This is a genomic window from Bacteroidota bacterium, assembly GCA_016195025.1.
GTDB lineage: Bacteria > Bacteroidota > Bacteroidia > Palsa-948 > Palsa-948 > Palsa-948.
This window is the reverse complement of the sequence record JACQAL010000022.1, coordinates 1-24,030: the sequence shown is the minus strand read 5'-3', so window position 1 is coordinate 24,030 and position 24,030 is coordinate 1. Positions and strand designations below refer to the sequence as shown.

The 24,030-nt window shown below is 44.9% G+C and carries 8 protein-coding genes and 1 pseudogene; 6 read left to right on the top strand and 3 right to left on the bottom strand.

The annotated features are described in order from the left end of the window. Positions 1-23 precede the first annotated feature (23 nt). The gene (locus HY063_04965; GenBank protein ID MBI3501125.1) at positions 24-1,415 is read left to right on the top strand and encodes a hypothetical protein; all 1,392 of its coding nucleotides are present in this window, start codon (positions 24-26) and stop codon (positions 1,413-1,415) included. A 5-nt stretch (positions 1,416-1,420) separates the two neighbouring features. On the opposite strand, the gene HY063_04960 is transcribed toward HY063_04965, so the two are convergent. Further along, entirely contained in the window at positions 1,421-2,074 is a 654-nt protein-coding gene (locus tag HY063_04960) for a phosphatidylserine decarboxylase family protein (protein MBI3501124.1), read from the bottom strand. Positions 2,075-2,143: 69 nt separating this feature from the next. Between HY063_04960 and HY063_04955 the strand changes: the two genes are divergently transcribed. Further along, entirely contained in the window at positions 2,144-3,616 is a 1,473-nt protein-coding gene (locus tag HY063_04955) for a T9SS type A sorting domain-containing protein (protein MBI3501123.1), read from the top strand. Here HY063_04955 and HY063_04950 read toward each other — a convergent pair. Beyond that, positions 3,600-5,081, bottom strand: coding sequence for a DUF2079 domain-containing protein (locus HY063_04950; GenBank protein MBI3501122.1), 1,482 nt, complete (start codon positions 5,079-5,081; stop codon positions 3,600-3,602). The two genes, HY063_04955 and HY063_04950, sit on opposite strands and share 17 nt — an antisense overlap. Before the next feature lie 53 nt (positions 5,082-5,134). Here HY063_04950 and mnmH point away from each other — a divergent pair, with 53 nt between their 5' ends. The 4 genes from mnmH to HY063_04930 all read left to right on the top strand — a co-directional run bounded on the left by mnmH (position 5,135) and on the right by HY063_04930 (position 23,351). Continuing rightward, positions 5,135-6,229 (top strand): tRNA 2-selenouridine(34) synthase MnmH, encoded by a 1,095-nt coding sequence (mnmH, locus tag HY063_04945; protein ID MBI3501121.1) that lies wholly within the window; start codon positions 5,135-5,137, stop codon positions 6,227-6,229. A gap of 43 nt (positions 6,230-6,272) precedes the next feature. Continuing rightward, entirely contained in the window at positions 6,273-7,373 is a 1,101-nt protein-coding gene (selD, locus tag HY063_04940; GenBank protein MBI3501120.1) for a selenide, water dikinase SelD, read from the top strand. 454 nt (positions 7,374-7,827) lie between these two features. Further along, a complete protein-coding gene (locus tag HY063_04935; GenBank protein MBI3501119.1) occupies positions 7,828-22,305 on the top strand; it encodes a PKD domain-containing protein in 14,478 nt (4,825 codons plus the stop codon). A gap of 11 nt (positions 22,306-22,316) precedes the next feature. Further along, positions 22,317-23,351, top strand: a complete 1,035-nt coding sequence (locus HY063_04930) for a PorP/SprF family type IX secretion system membrane protein (protein ID MBI3501118.1) — start codon at positions 22,317-22,319, stop codon at positions 23,349-23,351. Positions 23,352-23,495: 144 nt separating this feature from the next. Here the strand turns inward: HY063_04930 and HY063_04925 are convergent. Continuing rightward, positions 23,496-23,750, bottom strand: a pseudogene (locus HY063_04925) (response regulator). Positions 23,751-24,030 lie beyond the last annotated feature (280 nt).

Sequence of the window (24,030 nt, the reverse complement as noted above, 5' to 3'; positions counted from 1 at the left end):
ATTTAGTTAAACGAAAATTCCTTTTGAAGAATCCTATTTATATTTTATTATTTTTTTATTCCCTCATAGCAGGATTTACAATTTATTTTTTTGACGGAACAGGAGATGCCGGAGACAGTGTGATGCATTATCTCTATGCCAAATATGCGCCCGTTCATCCCGAACTTTTTTTTCATCACTGGGCAAAACCTTTATTTGTTTTAGTAGCCAGCCCGTTTGCGCAATTTGGATTTACCGGAATAAAAATTTTCAATGCGCTTGTTTCTCTCACTACTATTTTTCTGACTTATAAAATTTGCTGCGAATTAAAAATCAAAAATGCAATTATTGTTGCCATAATTTTAATTTTCACTCCGCTATATTACATACTTGCTTTTTCCGGATTGACAGAACCGCTCTTCGCTTTATTTCTTAGTGCGGGTATTTATGCGGTGCTCAAAGAAAAATATATTCTTTCCTGTTTGCTAATTTCATTTCTTCCATTTGTCCGTTCAGAAGGTTTAATCATCATTGGAATTTTTGTTTTGTATTTACTGCTGAAACGAAAATGGAAATTTCTTCCTCTGCTTCTTGCCGGACATGTTGTTTATTCCATTGCCGGTTTTTTTGTTTATCATGATTTGCTCTGGGTGTTCACTAAAATTCCCTATGCAGGTTTCAGCAGCCCGTATGGCAGCGGTGGAATATTTCATTTCGCAAAAGAAATGATAGATGTAGTGGGTGTTCCGATTTATTTTTTGTTTGGAATCGGAACCCTGGTTATGATTTGGATGCTACTGAAAAAAAAATTATCACTCGAACTGCAGGTATTGGTTTTATTCGGTTTCATTGTTTACTTCTCCGCCCATTCTCTCTTCTGGTATTTCGGAATTTTTGGTTCCATGGGATTGAAACGGGTTTTACTGGGAATTGTTCCGCTCATAGCAATTATTTCGCTTGAAGGATTTAATTTTATTACTGAAAAAATCTCGGAGAAAAATAAAATGTGGGGAAAAATCAGTTACTCGCTTCTGATTTCCTATGTAATTATTTTTCCATTCACTCCAAATCCATCCGCAATAATCTGGAAAAACGACATGATGCTTTCCGCAGAACAGCAATGCGCCATTCAAATCGCCAATTTTATAATTCAACAGAAAGGAAAAGAACATCGCTTTATTTTTATGGCGCCCTATTTAAGCGAAGTATTAAATATTGATTGCTTTGACAAAAGTAAAAAGTTGGACCTCACAAATGAAAATTTAAGTCAGCTGAAAAAAGATGATATTATTATTTGGGATAATTGGTATTCGGTAGTGGAAGGAGGAGTTACAAAAGAACAATTGAATAACAATACTAATCTGATTAATTTCTATAATGCAAATTTTGCAGATGAGAAGAGAGAAATAAATTTCTCAGCATATGAACTGAAATAATTTCTTCAGAGTTCCGCAATAATGCTGATTCCTCCTTTCACCGCTTCGCCCAACTTTACATTCACTTTTGTTCCGAGCGGAAGCAGCACATCCACGCGCGAACCGAATTTGATGAAGCCGCATTGCTCGCCCTGTTTTACCGTTTCATTTTCTTTTCCGTAAAAAACAATTCTTCGCGCTAATGCTCCTGCTATTTGTTTGAATAAAATGCTTTCCCCCTTTAGGGCGGGGGCTATCACCACTGTTGTCCGTTCATTCTCGGTGGATGATTTCGGATGCCATGCCACTAAATATTTTCCCGGATGATATTTATAGTAAGAAATTTTTCCGCTGATAGGATAACGGTTTGCGTGCACATTCACAGGAGACATGAAAATGGAAACCTGAATTCTTTTATCGTGAAAATATTCTTCTTCCATTACTTCTTCAATCACCACCACTTTTCCATCGGCAGGAGAGAGAATATGTTTTTCATTAGCAGAAATTTTTCTCGGAGGGTTTCTGAAAAACTGCAAAACAGTAATGAGAAGAAATGCAGAAACAGAATATCCAATCCATTTTACAATGTCATTTCCGCCAAGAAAAAAAATAAGCGCATTGAGGATTGCAATAAAACTTAAAGTGAGAATAATAGTCGGAGTTCCTTCTTTGTGAATCATAAATTCAATTCAAAAGTAAAAATTCAAAAGTCAAAAGTTCTGCATATCTTTGATGAAAATTATTTCTTCGTGAAATCACTATCAAATTTTTCCGAAAGTAGCAAAAATATTTTTTCTCTTAGAATATTATTGCTTGCTTATTTTACATTATGCTTTTTTATTTTTTCCTTTTCACAGCCAGGCACATGGGTTGCTGTTTATGGCGGAATGAATTATGACAGAGGACAGGGAATTTGCCAAACACCTGACAGTGGTTTTATAATTGGCGCGACAACGAGCAGCTATGGAATGGGTAGTACAGATTTTTATCTTTTGAAAATTAACAGCGCGGGAAAATATGAATGGCAAAATACTATTGGGGGAATTAATATTGAAAACTGTTTTTCAATTCAACCAGCAAGCGATTCAGGATTTATTCTTTGCGGATATACTAATGAGTTGGGTACGTATGATGCGTATATTGTAAAAACAGATTCGCAGGGAAATTTTCAATGGCAAAAAACTTTTGGGGGAACTGATTGGGACTTTACTTATTGGGCAGAGCAAACAAATGATGGCGGATACATTCTTGCAGGAGAAACATATAGTTTCGGAAATAATGCTCAGGCATATCTTGTCAAAACCAATTCTTCCGGTGACACACTCTGGACAAAAGCATTTGGCAATTCAAATGAAGATGTATTTAATGAAGTTCATCAAACTTCGGATGGTGGATTTATTGCAGGAGGATATACAAGAACTTCTCTTGGTGATTTGGATTTTTATCTTCTTAAAACAAATTCACAGGGTAATTGGCAATGGGATACAACTTTTGGCGGCACAGCCGATGATGCGTGTAATTCTTTAACTATTTGTATGGACGGAGGATTTTTGCTTGGTGGATATTCCATAGTAGGAACATTGAAAAAAAAATCTTTTATTAAAACAAATGCTAAGGGGAATTTACTTAATTCAAATATTGACATAGCAGGAACAGGCAACCGGGAAATTTTTCGCATCCGGGAAAATAAAGAAGGAGAATATTATACTGTTGGATGGACAGACGCAGTTGCAAGTGACGGGAAGGATATAAGTTTTGATAAATGGAACACCGGATACGGTTACTTGGGAGGCGGAACAACAGGAGGGCAATACGATGAAGAAGCATATGATATTTTGGAAACTTCAGATTCAGGTTATGTGCTCGTAGGTTATACAGGAACTTACGGAACCGGAACGGATAATATTATTATTGTCCGAATGAATAAAAACATGAATTATAACAGCACTATTAATTCCTATGTCTCAGTAAATGAATTGGCGGAAAAAGATGATGATGCAACTATTTTTCCAAATCCTACTCAAGACAAATTTTATTTTTCTTTGAATTATCCTTTTTCCGAGATAAGAATTTTTAATCTGCTTGGAGAAAGTGTTTTTGAATTAAAAAATGCACCAAGCTCCGGAGAAATTAATATTTCATTTTTACCAGTAGGAATTTATACTTTGGATTTTTTTTCAAAAGAACTTTCAGCCAGAAAAAAAATTATTCTGGTAAAATAATTTTTCTTTTCCAAATCACCATTCCGTTCCTCTCATAAATTTTCTCCCACTCTTTAGAACTCTCCAGCATTGCCAGTTGCACAGCAAAAGATTCTTTATTGAGCGGATAAAAAAATTCTTCCGATGAAACCACAATATATTCCGCATCGTTGATTACAGGGAACTGGTAAATATACTCGCGGAAAGCAAGATGCGGAACAAAAGGCGACTGCGCGCTCACTTTTGCATTTTCCGGAATTAATTTCAGCGCGCGGTGTGCTTCCGCCACATCGTAATCCTTTTTATAATGCCACGATTGGTAAATGCGGTGCCGGTCGCGGTCAAAATAAGTATAGGTGCGGTCAAAACTCCGAATGGTGACTACAAGACAAAGAGCAGTAATCGCATACGCAAAATATTTTTTCCAATTTTCATTTTTAAATTGAGTTATTACATAAAATACTCCGATGGAACAAATGGGAGCAAACTCAATGGAATAATGCGAGCCGATTCCCCATTTCAAATAATCGTTGTGAAACATTTTTTGCGCAAAGATGGGAATGAGCATTACTAAAAACTGCGGGCGGATAACAAATAGAATTCCTCCCGAAAGCAAAACAAAAATCCACGATTCCATTTTCTGATTATCACCAAGAAGATTCCCGGATAGATTCAGAAAAAGTAATTTCAAAACGTAAATTGGTTTTGAAAAAATAGTTTCTGAAATTTCACTGATAGTTGTTCCCACCGAAGAATAATTACTTCTGAACTGCACATATTCTTCGCCTGCATTGGAAAGCGCGGGCATAATTAGTTGAACAATCAAAAGAAAAAGAATGAAGGCGGAAAGAGAAAAAATAATAGCAGCTGTGCGCTGAACTTTATTTTTCCAATATAAAAGAGAAATCCCTGCGCAGATAAACGCGAGCCACAGCGGCATATTTTCTTTTGCAAGCACTATCAGAAGAAAAAATAAAGTTGCTTGTTTCCATTTTCTCAGGTGAAAGAAATAAAAAAACCAAGGGACAAACATGGCGCCCAAAACATTATTATGAAAATCAAAACTCAGCGCAGAAAAAATTCCATAGAAAAAATAAAAATGCAGTTGCGCTAAGAAAGAAATTTTCTCATCCGTAGAAACTTCTTTAATGTATTTATAAACTCCAAATCCCCCGAACAAAATAAATGCAATCTGAAAAATAAGCAGCGTGTAGGTTCCGAACATATAAACAAACGGAGAAAGAAACATGATGACAATTTCAAAATGCTCGCTCAGGTAATTTTTTAATTCTGGCTGAAGCAGCATGCAGTCATTAAACCGAAAATGAGAATAATCCCAAAGTGCATTATTCATCAATCCCAAATCATAGGCATACGTGCGGAAGTTATAGTGATTAACAAGCGAGAGCAGAGAATAAACTATTGCAAAAAAAATGACACAAAAAAACTGTAAACGCGAAATCGTATCAGGAAATAGTTTTCTCATCTGTAAAATGAATGGATAAAATTAGATAAATTCGTAGAGTATATTTTTACCGCGTGAATGTTCCTTTAAACATAGAAGAGTTTATAAAACTCTCCGAGCAATTTCCCGTAATTGATGTGCGCTCGCCTTCTGAATTTGGGCAAGGGCATATTCCAAACGCGCATAACATTCCACTATTCGATAACGAGGAGCGGGCAAAAGTGGGAACAACTTACAAACAGGTTGGAAGGCATGCCGCCATAAAACTCGGGCTTGAAATTGTGGGACCAAAACTTTCTTCTTTTGTTTCAGAAGTTGAAAAAATAATTTCAGAACATTCGTATAAACAACTGCCTACTGCTACTGCCGCTGCCACTGTATTAATACACTGCTGGCGCGGAGGAATGCGCAGCGCAAATTTTGCATGGCTGCTGAATCTTGCCGGGATAAAAACTTTCACGCTGCAAAAAGGATATAAAGCATATAGGAATTTTGTATTGAAAAGTTTTGAGCGGGAAGTAAATCTTCTTATTCTCGGAGGAGAAACCGGCAGCGGCAAAACAGAAATTCTGAAAAAGATTGGCGAAGCAGGCGAACAGATAATTGATTTGGAAAATCTCGCGCAGCACAAGGGTTCCGCATTTGGTTCGCTGGGAGAAAAGCAGCAGCCCACTCAGGAACAATTCGAAAATAATTTATCCTTTCATCTGAATAAAATTGATTTATCAAAAAGAATTTTTCTGGAAGACGAATCAAGAAGTATTGGCACTTGCCAGATTCCAAATCCGCTATGGGAAAAAATGAAACAAGCCCCGATTCTCAGAGTGAAAATTCCAAAAGAAAAAAGAATTGAACGGCTATTGAATGACTATGGAAAATTTTCAAAAGAAGAATTAGGTAATTGTATTCTGAAAATTGAAAAACGTCTCGGTCCGCAGCACGCAAAATACGCGCTCGAAGAATTGGAAAACGGAGAACTCAGAAAAGTTGCAGACATAACTCTTTCTTACTATGACAAAGCATACAACTATAATCACGAGAAAAGGAATTTCAAGGATGTATTTATTGTGGAATGCGAAAGTGCAGATGCAGCGTTGAATGCAAAAAAAGTAATTGAGTTCGCGAATCAGCGAAAAGCGAAACTATACGAAAAATACGAAATACAATGACGGCTGCTCATTAGTACATTAGTACAGATTAGTAAATTAGTAGATGGAATCTTATAAACTCACAGCATTCTCTCACGGAGCCGGCTGCGGATGTAAAATCGCACCGAACATTCTCGAAAAAATACTAAGCCCCCCCTCCCCCCAAAGGGGGGAAACCAAATCTATGCTTCCTGAATTCCCCCTTCGGGGGATTGAGGGGGCTTTATTGGTTGGCTACGACACAAAAGATGACGCTGCTGTTTATGATACAGGAAACGGCAAAGCAATTATTTCCACTACTGATTTTTTTATGCCCATTGTGGACGATGCTTTTGACTTCGGAAGAATTGCTGCGGCAAATTCTATCAGCGATGTGTATGCAATGGGAGGAAAACCACTCATGGCAATTGCGATTCTCGGATGGCCCGTGGAAAAAATTCCGGCAGAAGTGGCGCAAAAGGTCTTGGACGGAGCAAGAAAAATTTGTGAGCAGGCAAACATTCCTCTCGCAGGCGGGCACAGCATTGATTCTCCCGAACCGATTTTTGGATTAGCCGTAACAGGCGAAGTGGAAATAAAAAACATCAAACGGAATTCCACCGCCACCGAAGGTTGCAAATTATTTCTGACAAAACCGCTTGGCGTGGGAATGATTACTACCGCGCACAAGCGAGGAGTTGCAGAGAAAAAAGATTTTGTTCAAGCGGTAGAAATCATGACGCAACTGAATTCCATCGGCTATGAATTCGGAAAACTGGACTATGTAAAAGCAATGACCGATGTTACGGGCTTTGGCTTGCTCGGGCATTTAATTGAAATGTGCGAAGGCAGCAATCTCTCTGCGGAAATTGAATACGAAAAAATTCCCCTGCTGAAAAATAGTTCTCACTATGCATCCAAAATGATTTATCCCGATATTACTTTCCGCAACTGGAACAGTTACGAAGCAAAAGTTTCGCTGGTTGGGATTTCAAATCCCAACCAACAAGCAGAGTCCATTCTTACTCTTTGCGACCCGCAAACCAGCGGTGGGCTTTTGGTGGCGATAGATTCTATGTATGAAAAAGAATTTATTGCTTTCGCTGAAAAAGCAGGATTATCTATAGCAAGTTTTGGAGTTTTTACTGCGAAACAGGAAAAAACAGTTATTATTAATGGTGCGTAAATCGTCCATGTTCGTACTACTCACGCCAGCAGTGGTACGAATATCGCCAGCGTTCGTACCAACCACGTCAGCGTTGGTGCGGCAATCGCCAGCGTTCGTACCAACCACGCCACCGTTGGTGCGGCAATCGTCAGCGTTCGTACCAACCACGTCACCGTTGGTACGGCAATCGCCAGCGTTCGTACCAACCACGCCACCGTTGGTGCGGCAATCGTCAGCGTTCGTACCAACCACGTCACCGTTGGTACGGCAATCGTCAGCGTTCGTACCAACCACGCCACCGTTGGTACGGCAATTTCCGATTGCGAAAATTAAAACCTCAATATTCAACAAAAAATACTACTTTGGCAGCATTACAAATCAATGAAGCTTTTTGAAAAGATTTTGAAACCTTTTGAACGTTTTTTACGTTCGACAAGGCATATATAACTTCTAATTCCCTATTTATAATTTGATGCGTTTTTACAGGTTTATTTTTATAACCATTTTGCTTTCTCTGCCTCTTGCAAAAGAAGCAGCAGCGCAATCGTGCACCACTTGCGGAAACTGCGATGGAACTGTTCCTGTATATACGGTTGATTTTTCCAAAAATTCCGATACCACTGTAATTCTCAGCGTGGGTCCCCGCAACGGGCTCTGCTGCGGTGCAAGCAGCCCGGACAAATGCATTAAGTTTAATATTACAGTTAATCCCAAAACCACACAACTGGGCTTTAACGTTAAACCGGCTCCTCCCGGTGGCGGAGTTTACTCCATAGATACTTGTTTTGCCGGCTGCGGTAACCCCACTTCCATAGGAACAAAGGCATGCGCGGGCGGTTTTACCACTTTCTGTATTACCTACTGCAAAGCGGGAGGCGATGCGGACGAAGATACCATTTCAGCCAGCAGCGGCTATTCCGTAACGCAAAGCAAAGGCATTCGCATAGGATGCGGAGGAACCCTTACGGCAAACGGGCTTACCAACGTTACCTGGAATTCAGTTTACCCGGGAACACCGGGGCAGTATAATTCCTATTTGAGTTGCACCAGTTGCAACACCACCACCGTAACTCCCGGTGTGGGAGCGCCAGCCGTTATTAAATACACGGCATGCGGACAATTTACCGGCTGCAGCAGCGGAAATTATTGCGATACGGCAAGAGTATATGTTTCTCCCGCGCTCACGGTTTCAATTTCTCCTTCCAGCCCTGTTATATGCACGGGAGGACCCAACGTAACCCTGCAGGCAACGCCTTCGGGAGGCGCATCGCCTTATACTTTTACATGGAACACGGGAGCCACCACTTCTTCTATTTCTGCCGGAGTGGGAAATTATACAGTAACCGTAATGGACACAATAAGCAGTTGCGCGGCAGTTACGCAAACGGTGAATGTCGCATCACAAGTTACTCCTTCACCTCCTACTGTTACGGGTACTCCCAACCCCGTTTGCTCGGGGCAAACATTAAGTTTATCGGCATCGAGCACCGGCACAACTTATTCGTGGAACGGACCGAACAGTTTTACTTCCACTAATCAGAATCCAACCATAGCAAGCATTACCACTGCGGGAAACGGAACTTATTCCGTTACCGCCACTACCAGCGGCTGCACCAGCACTGCGGGAACGGGCTCCGTCACGGTGAATCAAACGCCTGCCGCTCCCACGGCATCGGCCACTCCCAATCCGGTTTGCTCGGGGCAAACATTGAGTTTGTCTTCAAGCACCATTGCTGGCGCAACGTATAGTTGGAACGGACCCAATAGTTTTACTTCCGCTTCGCAGAATCCAACCATCAGCAGTATCACCACTGATGCAGCAGGAACGTATTCCGTTACCGCCACCGTGAGCGGATGCACCGGCTCAGCGGGAACAGTAAGCGTAACGGTAACGCAAACTCCTTCCGCTCCCTCGGCAAGCAGCAACAGCACCGTTTGTTCGGGGCAAACACTTTCTCTTTCTTCCAGCACTGTTGCAGGCGCCACCTATTCGTGGAATGGTCCCAATAGTTTCACTTCCGCTTCGCAGAATCCTACTATAGCAAGCGTGACCACTGCCGCAAACGGAACTTATTCTGTAACGGCAACTGTGAGCGGCTGCACCAGCGCAGCAGGAACAACAAGCGTTACCATTCAGCAAACTCCGGCTGCGCCTGCTGCGGGAAGCAATTCAACTGTCTGCTCGGGGCAAACATTAAGTTTAACTGCTACTTCCACAGGAACTACTTATTCGTGGAATGGTCCGAATGGTTTTACTTCCGCTTCACAGAATCCTACCATTTCAAGTGTGACTACTGCCGCAGGCGGAACGTATTCTGTTACTGCCACCACAAACGGATGCACCAGTTCCACAGCAACAACGAGCGTTACCATTCAGCAAACTCCCGCTGCTCCCGTTGCGGGAAACAATTCAACTGTCTGCTCAGGGCAAACATTGAGTTTAACCGCCACTTCCACCGGAACAACTTATTCATGGAACGGTCCCAATAGTTTTACTTCCGCTTCACAGAATCCTACTATAGCAAGTGTAACCACTGCCGCAGGTGGAACTTATTCCGTAACTGCAACCACAAACGGATGCACCAGTTCCACAGCAACAACGAGCGTTACCATTCAGCAAACCCCGGTTGCACCAACTGCGGGAAGCAACAGCACGGTTTGCTCGGGACAAACATTGAGTTTAACCGCCACTTCCACCGGAACAACTTACTCGTGGAACGGTCCCAATAGTTTTACTTCCGCTTCACAGAATCCTACTATAGCAAGTGTAACCACTGCCGCAGGCGGAACATATTCCGTAACTGCCACCACAAACGGATGCACGAGTTCCACGGCAACAACAAGCGTTACCATTCAGCAAACTCCAGCCGCGCCTGCTGCGGGAAGCAACAGCACAGTTTGCTCGGGGCAAACATTGAGTTTAACTGCCACTTCCACCGGAACTACTTATTCTTGGAACGGACCGAATAGTTTTACTTCCGCTTCGCAGAATCCTACTATAGCAAGTGTAACCACTGCCGCAGGTGGAACCTATTCCGTGACTGCAACAACAAACGGATGCACCAGTTCCACTGCAACAACAAGCGTTACCATTCAGCAAACTCCCGCTGCGCCAACTGCAGGAAGCAACAGCACCGTTTGCTCAGGACAAGCGCTGAGTTTAACTGCTACTTCCACCGGAACATCTTATTCGTGGAACGGACCGAATAGTTTCGCTTCTGCCTTACAAAATCCAACTATTTCACCTGTCACCACCGCGGCAAGCGGAACCTATTCTGTAACGGCAACTACTAATGGTTGTACAAGTTCAACTGCAACAACGAGCGTTACCATTCAGCAAACTCCGGCAGCGCCAACTGCGGGAAGTAATTCAACTGTTTGCTCGGGACAAACACTGAGTTTAACGGCTACTTCCACCGGAACAACTTATTCATGGAATGGTCCCAATAGTTTTACTTCTACCAATCAGAATCCTACTATAGCAAGTGTAACCACTGCCGCAGACGGAACGTATTCTGTAACTGCCACCACAAACGGATGCACCAGTTCCACTGCAACAACGAGCGTTACCATTCAGCAAACTCCCGTTGCTCCTGCTGCGGGAAGCAACAGCACCGTTTGCTCGGGACAAACATTGAGTTTAACCGCCACTTCCACCGGAACAACTTATTCGTGGAATGGACCGAATAGTTTTACTTCCGCTTCGCAGAATCCTACCATAGCAAGTGTAACCACTGCCGCAGGCGGAACTTATTCTGTTACTGCAACCACAAACGGATGCACCAGTTCCACAGCAACAACGAGCGTTACCATTCAGCAAACTCCGGCTGCACCAACTGCGGGAAGCAACAGCACAGTTTGCTCAGGGCAAACACTAAGTTTAACCGCCACTTCCACCGGAACTACTTATTCGTGGAACGGACCGAATAGTTTTACTTCCGCTTCTCAGAATCCTACTATTTCAAGTGTCACCACTGCCGCAGGCGGAACTTATTCTGTAACGGCAACTACAAACGGATGTACCAGTGCTACTGCAACAACGAGCGTTACCATTCAGCAAACTCCAGCCGCACCAACTGCGGGAAGCAACAGCACAGTTTGCTCGGGACAAACATTGAGTTTAACCGCCACTTCTACAGGAACAACTTACTCGTGGAACGGTCCCAACAGTTTTACTTCCGCTTCTCAGAATCCTACCATATCAAGTGTAACTACTGCCGCAGGCGGAACTTATTCTGTTACTGCCACAACAAACGGATGCACAAGCGCAGCAGGAACAACCAGTGTTACGATTACCCAAACTCCTTCTGCGCTGACTCCCGGAAGCAACTCAACGGTTTGTTCCGGCAAAACACTTTCTTTGACTTCCAATTCTGTTTCGAGCGCGGTGTATTCATGGAGCGGTCCGAATAGTTTCACTTCTACACTGCAGAATCCAACTATTGCAAGCGTTACAACTGCCGCTGCCGGAACTTATACAGTGTCTGCTTCGGTTAACGGATGTGTGGGACCGGATGCGATCACTGTGGTTGCAATTAATCAAACTCCTGTTGCGCCCACCCCGGGAAGCAACAGCACCGTTTGTTCGGGGCAAACGCTGAGTTTAACCGCCACTTCCAGCGGAACGACTTATTCGTGGAACGGTCCGAATAGTTTTACTTCCGCTTCTCAGAATCCTACTATATCAAGTGTAACTACTGCCGCGAATGGAACTTATTCTGTTACGGCAACTACAAACGGATGCACCAGTTCCACAGCAACAACAAGCGTTACCATTCAGCAAACTCCAGCCGCACCAACTGCGGGAAGCAACAGCACGGTTTGTTCCGGGCAAACATTGAGTTTAACCGCCACTTCCACCGGAACTACTTATTCGTGGAATGGACCGAATAGTTTTACTTCCGCTTCGCAGAATCCTACCATAGCAAGTGTAACCACTGCCGCAGGCGGAACCTATTCCGTAACTGCCACCACAAACGGCTGCACCAGTTCCACTGCAACTACCAGTGTTACCATAAACCAAACTCCTGCGGCTCCCACTGCGGGAAGCAATGGTCCGCTTTGCACGGGAACAACATTGAGTTTGACTGCAAGCACCATTTCAGGCGCAACCTATTCATGGAATGGTCCGAACAGTTTCACTTCAGCAAATCAGAATCCTACTATATCAAGTGTAACCACTGCAGAAGACGGAACTTATTCTGTAACTGCCACTGTTGGCGGATGCACCGGTGCTGCCGGAACAGTGAGTGTAACCATTAGCCCTCCGCCTGCAGCGCCCAGCGCGGGAAGCAATAGCACAGTTTGTACGGGCTACACGTTGAGTTTGACTGCGAGCACTGTCAGCGGTGCAACTTATAATTGGAACGGACCAAACAGTTTCACTTCTACGTTGCAGAATCCAACCATTGCAAGCGTAACCACTGCGGCAGCCGGAACTTATTCTGTTACGGCAACTGTTTCAGGATGCACGGGACCTGCGGGAACAACAGTGGTCGCAATAAATGTTTCTCCTTCTGCTTCCACTGCGGGAAGCAATTCGCCCATTTGTGACGGGCAAAATCTTTCTCTCACTGCTTCCACAGTTGCCGGAGTAACTTATCAATGGAACGGACCCAATGGTTTTTCTTCCACATTGCAGAACCCAACTATCACGGCTGCTACCACTGCGGCATCGGGAACTTATTCTGTTACCGTAACGGCTGTCAATGGCTGCACAAGTAATCCGACCACTACCACTTCCGTAACAGTAAATCCGATTCCTGCTGCGCCCACCGCGGGAAGTAATTCTCCTGTTTGTTTAGGAGGTGATTTGAGTTTGACAGCAAGCACCATTTCGGGAGCAACGTATAATTGGAACGGACCAAATAGTTTTACTTCTGCTGCGCAGAATCCTGTTATCTCCGCTGTTACTTCTGCCGCTGGCGGAACTTATTCCGTAACTGCAACTGTGAGCGGATGCACCGGTCCTGCGGGAACAACAAGCGTGGTGGTGAATACTGCCCCTGCCACTCCCTCTCCGGGAAGCAACAGCCCTGTGTGCACAGGCAAGACATTAAGTTTAACAACATCCTCTGTTCCTGCCGGCTCTTATAACTGGAGCGGACCGAATAGTTTTACTTCTTCCCTGCAGAATCCAACCATTGCGGGTGTTTCTTCTGCCGCTGCGGGAACTTATTCCTTATATATATCTGTTCCCGGATGCGTATCGAGCAGCACAGGAACTGTTGCGGTTACGATTAATCAAACGCCTTCTCCGCCCACTCCGCTCTCGAGCAATTCTCCGGTTTGTTCCGGAAATAATTTATCGCTCGATGCAAGCACGGTGGCAAGCGTAACTTATAATTGGAAAGGGCCGAACAGTTTTACTTCCACCGATGAAGACCCGGTTCTTTCAGGCGTGAGCACTGCTGCAGGAGGCACGTATTCGGTTTCGATAACTTCTGCTGCCGGATGCACAAGTTCCACGGCAACCATTTCTGTTACGGTGAATCAAACTCCATCCGCACCCACAGCATCCAGCAACAGTCCTCTTTGCACCGGAGTTACATTGAGTTTAACTGCGAGTACCCTTGCTGGCGCAACGTATAATTGGAACGGGCCGAACAGTTTTACTTCCACGCTTCAGAACCCGACCATTGCTTCCGTTACTACTGATAATGCGGGAACTTATTCTGTAACGGCAACAAAAAGCGGCTGCACCGGGCCTGCTGGAACTGTGAGTGTAACTATTTCTGCTCCCACTTCTCCAACTGCGGGAAGTAATTCACCTGTGTGTTCGGGGAAGGACTTGAGTTTAACCGCAAGCACCATTTCAGGCGCGGCTTATAATTGGACAGGTCCGAACAGTTTCACTTCCACTGACCAGAATCCTGTGATTGTTGCAATCACTACTGCAGGAAGCGGAACTTATTCTGTTACTTCAACTGTTTCGGGATGCACAGGACCGGTAGTTCCTATTTCCATAACGGTAAATCCCACACCCGCCACTCCATCTCCATCGAGCAATTCGCCCGTGTGCGTAGGATTTACGTTGTCGCTGAGTTCAAATTTAATTTCGGGAACTACGTATTCGTGGAGCGGGCCTAACTCGTTTACTTCTTCTTTGCAGAATCCCACTATTGCGGGTGTGACAACGGATAATGCGGGAACATATTCCGTGAATGTAACTTCTTCTTCCAACGGATGCGTGAGCAATACCGCCACTACATCGGTAACAATAAATGTAATTCCTTCCTCGCCTTCGCCTGCTTCGAGCAATTCCCCTGTATGTTCAGGTCAAACGCTTTCGCTGACGGCAACTACGGTAACAGGCGCCACGTATAGTTGGAACGGTCCCAATAGTTTTACTTCTGCAACTCAGAACCCAACGATTGCTTCCGTCACTACTGCTGCTGCGGGAACGTATTCTGTAACGGCAAAAGTGAGCGGCTGCACCAGTCCTTCTGCGACTGTTTTTGTTACCGTGAATCAAACTCCTTCGGCTCCTGTGGCGGGAAGCAATTCTCCGGTATGCGATGGAAATGATTTGAGTTTGACGGCAAGTTCGGTTGGCTCTACTTATAGTTGGAATGGTCCGAATGGTTTTACTTCTGCGTTGCAAAATCCTGTCATCAGCGCAGTAACTTCTGCGGCTGCGGGAACTTATTCCGTAACGGCTACTTCAGTTGCCGGATGCACCGGTCCTGCGGGAACAACTTCCGTGAGCATTACTCCGCTGCCTGCGGCTCCTTCTGCAGGAAGTAATTCTCCGGTTTGTTCGGGACAAACAGTATCACTTACTGCAAGCACTATTTCAGGAGCAACTTATTCGTGGAGCGGACCCAATAGTTTTACTTCCACTGCCCAGAATCCTGTTATCTCTTCTGTTACCACTGCCGCAAGCGGAACCTATTCCGTTACGGCAACTGTGAGCGGATGCCCGGGTGCTGCGGGAACGGTGGCGGTTACCATCAATCAAACTCCATCTGCGCCTGCTGCATCCAGCAACTCTCCGGTTTGTTCCGGGCAAACACTTTCGCTTACTGCGGCAACTTCGGGAAGCCCTTCTTATTCATGGAATGGTCCCAATGGTTTTACTTCCGCTTCGCAGAATCCAACCATTGCAAGCGTTACTACCGCTGCCAATGGAACTTACTCGGTTACGGCTACGGAAAACGGATGCACAGGTCCGGCTGCAACTACTTCTGTAACTATTAATCAAACACCTTCTGCTCCCACCGCAGGAAATAATTCTCCGATTTGTTCCGGTTCAACATTGAGTTTGACAGCAAGTACAATTACAGGCGCAACTTATTCGTGGAATGGACCGAATGGTTTTTCTTCCACATTGCAAAATCCCACTATTGCCAGTGCTTCCACTTCAGATGCCGGCACCTATACTGTGAATGCAACGGTAAGCGGATGCACAAGCACAGACGCGACTACGAGTGTTACGATTAATCAAACTCCATCTTCGCCCACTGCGGGAAGCAACAGCCCTGTTTGCTCCGGAAAAATTTTATCACTCACGGCAAGCACAATTTCAGGAGCAACTTATTCATGGAGTGGTCCTCTCAGTTATACTTCCACTTCACAAAATCCAACTATCTCAAGTGTGACAACTGCGATGAGCGGAACTTATTCAGTAACTGCATTGGTGGGAGGATGCGGCAGTTCTACTGCAACAGTTTCGGTAACCATTAATCAAACTCCTGTAATATCTGCCGGAGCAAACAGCCCTGTTTGCACGGGAAGTACGATTAGTTTAAGTGCAACCACCATTTCAGGGGCAACTTATAATTGGAGCGGACCAAATAGTTTTACTTCTACATTGCAAAATCCAACCATTGCTTCGGCAACTTCCGCGAATGCGGGAAATTATACTGTGACTGCAACTTCTTCTGCCGGATGTATAAGCAATAATGCAATAAAGAATGTAATTGTAACACAAGGCATCACGGCAAATGCCGGAGCCAATCAAACGGTGTGCGGAAATAATTCAACCGTGTCGCTCAACGGAAATGTTTCCGGAGGAAGCACCACTGGAATATGGTCAACTTCCGGCAGCGGAGGATTTATTCCGGGCAACACCACGCTGAACGGAAATTATATTCCAAGCAATGCCGATACTGCAACGGGAAAAGTTACACTCACGCTCACTTCCACCAACAACGGAGGATGCCCTGCGGCTGTCAGCAGCATGACCGTTACCATCACGCATGCGCCCACCGCCAATGCAGGCGCAGACCAAACTGTTTGTGCGAACAATGCCGATGTTGCACTCAACGGCTCGGTAAATTCTTCCGCTACCGGAGGAAACTGGGCTTCTTCCGGAACCGGAACATTCACTCCGAATTCAAGCACGCTGAATGCAGTGTATCATCCGAGCGCTGCCGACACTACAGCAGGAACGGTTACTCTTGTTCTCACAACTACTGGCGTTGGAAGTTGCAGCCCCGCTACCGATACAATGAAAGTTACAATCACACATGCTCCGGTTGCAAATGCAGGCGCAGATATTTCTGTCTGTTCCAATAATGCGAACGCTTCATTGAACGGAAGTTCTTCCACCGGAACCGGAACATGGAGCACACTCGGAAGCGGAACTTTTTCTCCGAACAACACTACGCTCAACGCAACGTATGTTCCGGGCGCTGCTGATATTTCTGCCGGCAGCGTGAACCTCATTCTCACTACTACCGGAAATGGAAACTGCAATGCAGAAAAAGATACCGTGGCAATTATTTTCACCGCGCCTCCTACTGCCAGTGCCGGAGGAAATCAAACCGTGTGCGCTAATAATTCCGTTGTTGCTCTCAGCGGGACTTCTTCCACCGGAAGCGGGCACTGGTCATCCCTTGGAACCGGAATTTTTTCTCCGAACTCAAACACGCTCAATGCAACTTACACTCCGAGTGCGTCTGATATTTCTGCCGGAAGCGTTGCACTTACTTTAACAACATTGAACAACGGAGGATGCATTGCAGTTTCCAGCCAGATGACCATCACCATCACTCCTGCGCCCACCGCAAATGCCGGTGCCGACCAAACCGTTTGCTCGAACAATGCCGGAGTTATTCTCAGCGGCTCGTTCACTGTTTCTTCCGGAGCGCAATGGTCAACTTCCGGTGACGGAACTTTTTCTCCCGACAACATCACGATGAATGCAACTTATAATCCCGGCTCTGCCGATACTTCTTCGGGAAGCGTAACTATTGTTCTCACCACCACAGGAAACGGGCTTTGCAATGCAGTTTCAGATACAATGATGCTTACCATCACAAAAGCACCGAATGTAAATGCCGGAGCAAGCACCGTTGCGTGCAAGAACAATGCGAATGTTCCGCTGAACGGAACTTCTTCCACCGGAAGCGGAACGTGGAGCACATCGGGCAGCGGAACTTTTAATCCGAATGCAAACACGCTGAACGCAACATATATGTCAAGTACTGCAGACACAACAGCAGGAAGTGTTACGCTCACACTTACTTCAGCCAACAATGGAAACTGCGCGGCTGTTACCAGCACACTGGTGATTACTTATATTGACAAACCCATTGTGTTTGCCGGAAATGATACAACGGTTTGCTCTAATAATGATACGGTTTATTTAAGCGGAACTTCCAATACGGGTTCGGGAGCATGGACTACAAACGGTTCGGGAACTTTCACAAATGCTTCGTTGCTGAATACAACGTATGTTCCGAGCGCTGCTGATATTTCTGCCGGAACAATAAATATTATTCTCACTTCCACAAAGAACGGAACCTGCAACCCGGTTAAAGACACAATGAAAGTTTCTTTTGCACCATCACCCACTGCAAATGCAGGCGCAGACCAAACTGTTTGCGCGAACAATGCGGTTGTCACGCTGAACGGTTCATTCACTGTTTCATCGGGCGCAGGATGGACAACTCTCGGAAGCGGAACTTTTTCTCCTGATACTTCCACCATGAATGCCACGTACACTCCTAGCGCTGCCGATACCACTGCGGGAAGTGTAACTATTATTCTTACCACCACCGGAAACGGAGGATGCCTTGCAGTGAGCGATTCAATGCTCATCACTATCAATCATGCACCCATTGTGGATGCAGGTCCTGACCAACTCATTTGCTTTTCGAATCTGGTAGCAACACTGAACGGAAATTCTTCCACCGGAAGCGGAACATGGACAACGCTCGGAAGCGGAACTTTTGCCAACAGCAATTCGCTCAGCACAACTTACACCCCGAGCAATGCCGATACAAGCGCGGGAAGTGTGCAACTTATTCTCTCTTCTGCAAACAATGGATTGTGCAATCCGGTTTCAGATACATTGCTGCTCACGTTCACCAACACTCCGAATGTAAATGCCGGTGCCGACCAAACTCTTTGCGCGAACAATGCAACGGTTACGCTCACCGGAACCTCTTCCACCGGAGCGGGCTTGTGGACCACTGCCGGAACCGGAACTTTTATGCCGAATGATTCTTCACTGAACGCTTCATACATTCCGAGCGCTTCGGATATTTCTTCGGGAAGCATAACCATTACGCTTACATCGCTGCAGGGCTGCGCTCCTGCTTCCGATTCGCTCAATGTAACTTTCACTCCGAAACCTGTGGTGAATGCCGGCATAGACCAAACTGTTTGCGCAGGAACTATGTCCGCAGTATTGAACGGTTCTGTTACTGGCGGAGCCACCACCGGGCAGTGGACAACTTCGGGAAGCGGAACTTTTTCTCCGAACAACACCACGCTGAATGCAACGTATAATTTAAGCGCTGCTGACAGCGCTGCGGGAAGCATTACGCTCACGCTCACTTCCACCGGCAACGGAAATTGCCTTGCGGTTTCTGATAAGATGAAAATTTTTGTGATGCAGCCGCCTCTTGCTTTTGCAGGAAATGACACGAGCATTTGCGGAATTCAACTTCAACTGAATGGAATTATTTCGGGCGGAGCCGGAACCGGAATATGGTCAACTCTTCCTGCCGGACACGGAGCATTTTCTCCTGCCGATACAATTCTTGGCGCTGATTATGGATTTGCTCCGGGCGATTCTATTATTTCACTCGTGCTTTCTTCCACGAATAATGGTCCTTGCCCTGCTTCTTCCGATACAATGACGGTGAATATTACTCCTCAGCCCGCAGCAAATGCAGGAGCAGATATTTTTGTTTGTAAAAATAATCTCGTTGCTCCGCTGAACGGGCAGGTGTTCTACACGTCATCCGGAGTTTGGCAAACAAGCGGCACCGGAACTTTTGTGCCGAACGATACCACGCTGAACGGAAATTATATTCCAAGCAGTGCCGATACTACTGCGGGAAGTGTAACTCTTCTTCTTATTACTGGCGGACAAGGAATATGCCCGGGCGATACAGATTCGGTGATGGTATTTTTCACTGCTCCGCCTGTTGTAAATGCCGGAGCAAATGTTACGATTTGCCAGGGCGACACCATTGCTCAGTTAAACGGTTCTGTTTCGGTGGGCACAACAACGGGACAATGGTCAACGCTCGGAAGCGGAACTTTTGTTCCCAATGATTCCACGCTGAATGCAAGTTACATTTTAAGTTCCGCTGATACTGCAGCCGGAGGAGTTACATTGGTTCTCTCTTCCACCAACAACGGAACTTGCCTGGCGGTAACCGATACGGTGCAAATAATTATCACGCCTCTTCCCGTTGTAAATGCCGGAATTGATTTAACTGTTTGCGCGAATAATGCTGCCGTTGCATTGACAGGAAGCATAACAGTTGGTTCAACCACCGGTTACTGGACAACCAGCGGAAGCGGAACTTTTGCTCCCGACAGTTCTGCATTGAATGCAGTATATACGCCCAGCGCAGGTGATACTGCTGCAGGAACAATTACACTTGTGCTCACTTCAACGAAAGGATGCAATGCCATTACCGATACAATGCTTCTCATCATTACCGATGCACCCGATGTGTTTGCTGGAAATGACACTGCTATTTGCGAAGGGCTTTCTCTTGCGCTTAACGGTTCAATTAATTCAGCTGCAACGGGCGGTGTGTGGACAACAAGCGGCACCGGAACTTTTGTTCCGAATGATTCCACGCTCAATGCTGTTTACACGCCAAGCACAGCCGATGCAGTTGCAGGAAGTGTAACACTTGTTCTCACTTCTACCGGAAATGGCCAGTGCCTTGCGGTAAGCGATACAATGATTCTTTCCATCGGAAGATCGCCCGTTGCCGGATTTTCTTATTCTAAAATTTGTACCGGGCAGTCCATTACTTTCACCGACACTTCTTCGGTTATCAGCGTGAATGATTCCATTGTTGCGTGGAACTGGACCATTGGCGGAGGAAATGACACCGTGCAGAATCCTTCTTACACTTATTCTGTTTCAGGAACAGATTCCGTAACGCTGATTGTAACTTCAAGCATCGGCTGCACCGATACGGCTTATCATATTGTAAACATCAATCCAACTCCTGCGGCTTCGTTTACATTCTCGGTGGATTGCCAGAAAGATTCTGTGTTCTTCACGAATACTTCCACCATTGCAAGCGGAAATATTATTTCGTGGAACTGGAATTTCGGAGACGGAGACACAAGCGCATTGCAAAACCCCGCGCACAATTATACTGCAACAGGAACTTATACTGTAACACTTACCGTTGTATCTGATTCAGGATGCACGGATATATTCAGCGATACGGTTGCACCATGCAGTCATGTAACGGCAGGATTTATTTCTTCTTCTTCCGTTTGCACCGGGCAAACTATTTCCTTCACCGATATTTCTTTTGTGATGCAGGGCGACAGCATTGTTTCGTGGAACTGGAGTTTTGGTGACGGAGGAACTGATAATGTTCAGAATCCTTCGCACACCTATTCGCAATCGGGAACAGATACTGTTTCGCTGATTGTGTTTACAAATCTTGGCTTGATCGATACTGCAGTGCACATCATTACCATAAATCCTTCTCCCGCTGCTTCATTTAGTTTCGTGACCACTTGCGCAGTTGACACGATGTTCTTCACCAATACATCCACGATTGCAGGCGGAAATATTATTTCGTGGAACTGGAATTTCGGAGACACGGCTTCGGGAGCAAATAATATTTCTTCTTTGCAAAATCCTGTGCATCATTATGATTCGCTCGGAAATTATATTGTTGTGCTTACGGTTACTTCCGATTCCGGATGCACTTCTACATTTACTGATACGGTAACTCCTGTAAAAGGAGTTATTGCCGCATTCAGCCACACGGGCAATTGCAATTTCTCCTATGCGTTTACTGATTCTTCTTTCGTTGCAAACGGAGATACCATTTCAAATTGCGTTTGGGATTTTGGTGACGGCTCGCCAATAAGTTCGGCAAGTTGCAATCCATCTCACACTTATTCTGCTTCGGGAACGTATGTGATTACTCACACCGTTACCACTTCGGGCGGATGTTCATCCGTTGCCGCTTATACGCTGACCGTAACTGCTCCGCCTTCGGCTGATTTTTCTCCGAACAACGGAACCTATAATGTAGGAGCGGTGATTGATTTTGTTGACCACTCATCGAATGCCACTTCATGGCTTTGGAATTTTGGCGATGGAAATTCAAGCACGCAGGAAAATCCTTCGCATCAGTTTAACCAAAACGGAACGCTGGATGTGATGCTGATTGTAACTAACAACGATGGATGTCCCGACACTGCAAAATATTCTTTCATCTTCAACACAAATATTGTGGCGGTTCCCTCTGCTTTCACGCCAAACGGAGACGGTGTGAATGATATTCTGAAAGTGCGTGGCGGTCCGCTGAAAGAAATGGATTGGAGAATTTACAACGAGTGGGGCAATGAACTTTTCCATGCCACCGACCAAACCCAGGGTTGGGATGGAACGTACAAAGGAAAACTTGAGCCGGCAGGAAGATATGTTTATACGCTTACGGGAACAACTTTCGGAGATGAAGAAATAAATAAAAAAGGTGATGTAACAATTATCAGATAAAAAATTTCGAAATGAAAAAATATTTTTCACTACTCATTTGCATCTGCCTGCTGATTTTCTTCCGGCAGAAATCTGTTGCGCAGGATTTTCATCTTTCGCAGTACGATGCCACACCGCATTACTTTAATCCCGCGCTCACCGGAGTTTATTTCGGCAACGCAGCCGATTACCGCATTTATTCCGATTACCGTTCGCAATGGCGTTCGCTCGGTGTAAAACCTTTTTCAACTTATTATCTTGCGTACGATATGCCTTACAAGCAATATGGATTGGGTGGATATTTAATTCACAACCGCAACGGCACCGGGGGATTTAATACGATTAACTTCATGCCTTCTGCCGCTTATAAAATTACCAATGAACTGAACAGCCCGCATAATCTTTCGGTGGGCATGCAGTTGGGAATTATTTATAAAAGTTTTGACCCGAATCATTTTACATACGATAACCAGTTTTCCACCGATAATCCCACCGGCTTTGACCAGAACATTTCGAGCGGAGAAAATTTTGGCAAAACCAGTTTGCTCAAACTCGATGCGAACATGGGCGTGTTTTACAAATACAAAAAAGAGGACTGGAAAGTTCAACCCTGGGCGGGCTATTCCGTTTACCATCTGACCAAACCCAATCAATCGCTCACCGGAAATGTAAAAGATAATATTCCGATGCGATGGGTGTATGAACTTGGCGCTGATTATAAAATCACCGAAGAAATAACTGCTGTTCCCATGATTTTATTCATGATGCAGGGAAAAGCGCGCGAACTGAATATTGGAGCGCTTGGATTTTATCATCTGAAAGATACCAAGTATGATTTGCTGGGCGGATTAAATTACAGAAACAAAGACGCAATTATAATTCAGTTGGGAGGAAAATACGAGCAGCATGTTTTTACATTCAGTTATGATATTAACACTTCTTACCTGAATAATTACACCAATGGCAGAGGAGCATTTGAGTTTTCTCTCATTCTCACCGGCATAAAAGGAAAACCGCTGTTCAATCCTAAATTCGGAAAAGGGAAAACCGTAAATAAAACTTTGTAATGTTTTTACCTTGCTGTGCCAACCGCCAGAAGCACAAACGCGCATAAAATTATTCCGCTCCGAACGGAGTTACGGAGTCCGTACTTTGTCGGACAGGCAATCATCAGCGCGTCAAGGTTATTTATTTTTTCGAATTCCATAAATTTATTCATGCGATTCGGTTACAGCAAAAGAGTTGCAAACAGATTTTATTTTTTCAACCAGTTCGCTGAAGTCAAAAGGTTTTGTGATATGCTGTGAAACTCCGAGCGAAGTCGTGTATAATTTATCTTCGATGGAAATAAAAGTTGAAAAAATAACTACGTTCAGTTTTTGAAAACGCTCGTCTCCTTTTATTTCCCTTAGCGCAGAACGCCCGTCTTTCTTTGGCATATTCAAATCGAGAAGAATTAAATCGGGCGGTTACTTAGCACCCGGCATTCCGCGCCTGAGATTCAGTGCATGGTGCGCTGCAACCAGTGTCTCGTTACGAGTAACAAGCATTCTGTTACGCGTAACGAGTGCGTGGTAACGTGTCACCTGCATACCGTAACCTGTAAGGTGCATTCAAGGCCTTAGCGCAACAAGGCGATTTTTGGTTTAGAGTTTAAAGTTACATTTTTTGTTTTAGAGCAACAGTATTAATGTTCAGAATAACTCGTGGCGAGTTATTACCGAACATTAACACTACATCATCATT

Coding starts and splice junctions, on each gene's coding strand:
- HY063_04935 (MBI3501119.1), top strand. CDS start 7,828: ATGCGTTTTTACAGGTTTATTTTTATAACCATTTTGCTTTCTCTGCCT.
- HY063_04930 (MBI3501118.1), top strand. CDS start 22,317: ATGAAAAAATATTTTTCACTACTCATTTGCATCTGCCTGCTGATTTTC.
- HY063_04960 (MBI3501124.1), bottom strand. CDS start 2,074: ATGATTCACAAAGAAGGAACTCCGACTATTATTCTCACTTTAAGTTTT.
- selD (MBI3501120.1), top strand. CDS start 6,273: ATGGAATCTTATAAACTCACAGCATTCTCTCACGGAGCCGGCTGCGGA.
- HY063_04950 (MBI3501122.1), bottom strand. CDS start 5,081: ATGAGAAAACTATTTCCTGATACGATTTCGCGTTTACAGTTTTTTTGT.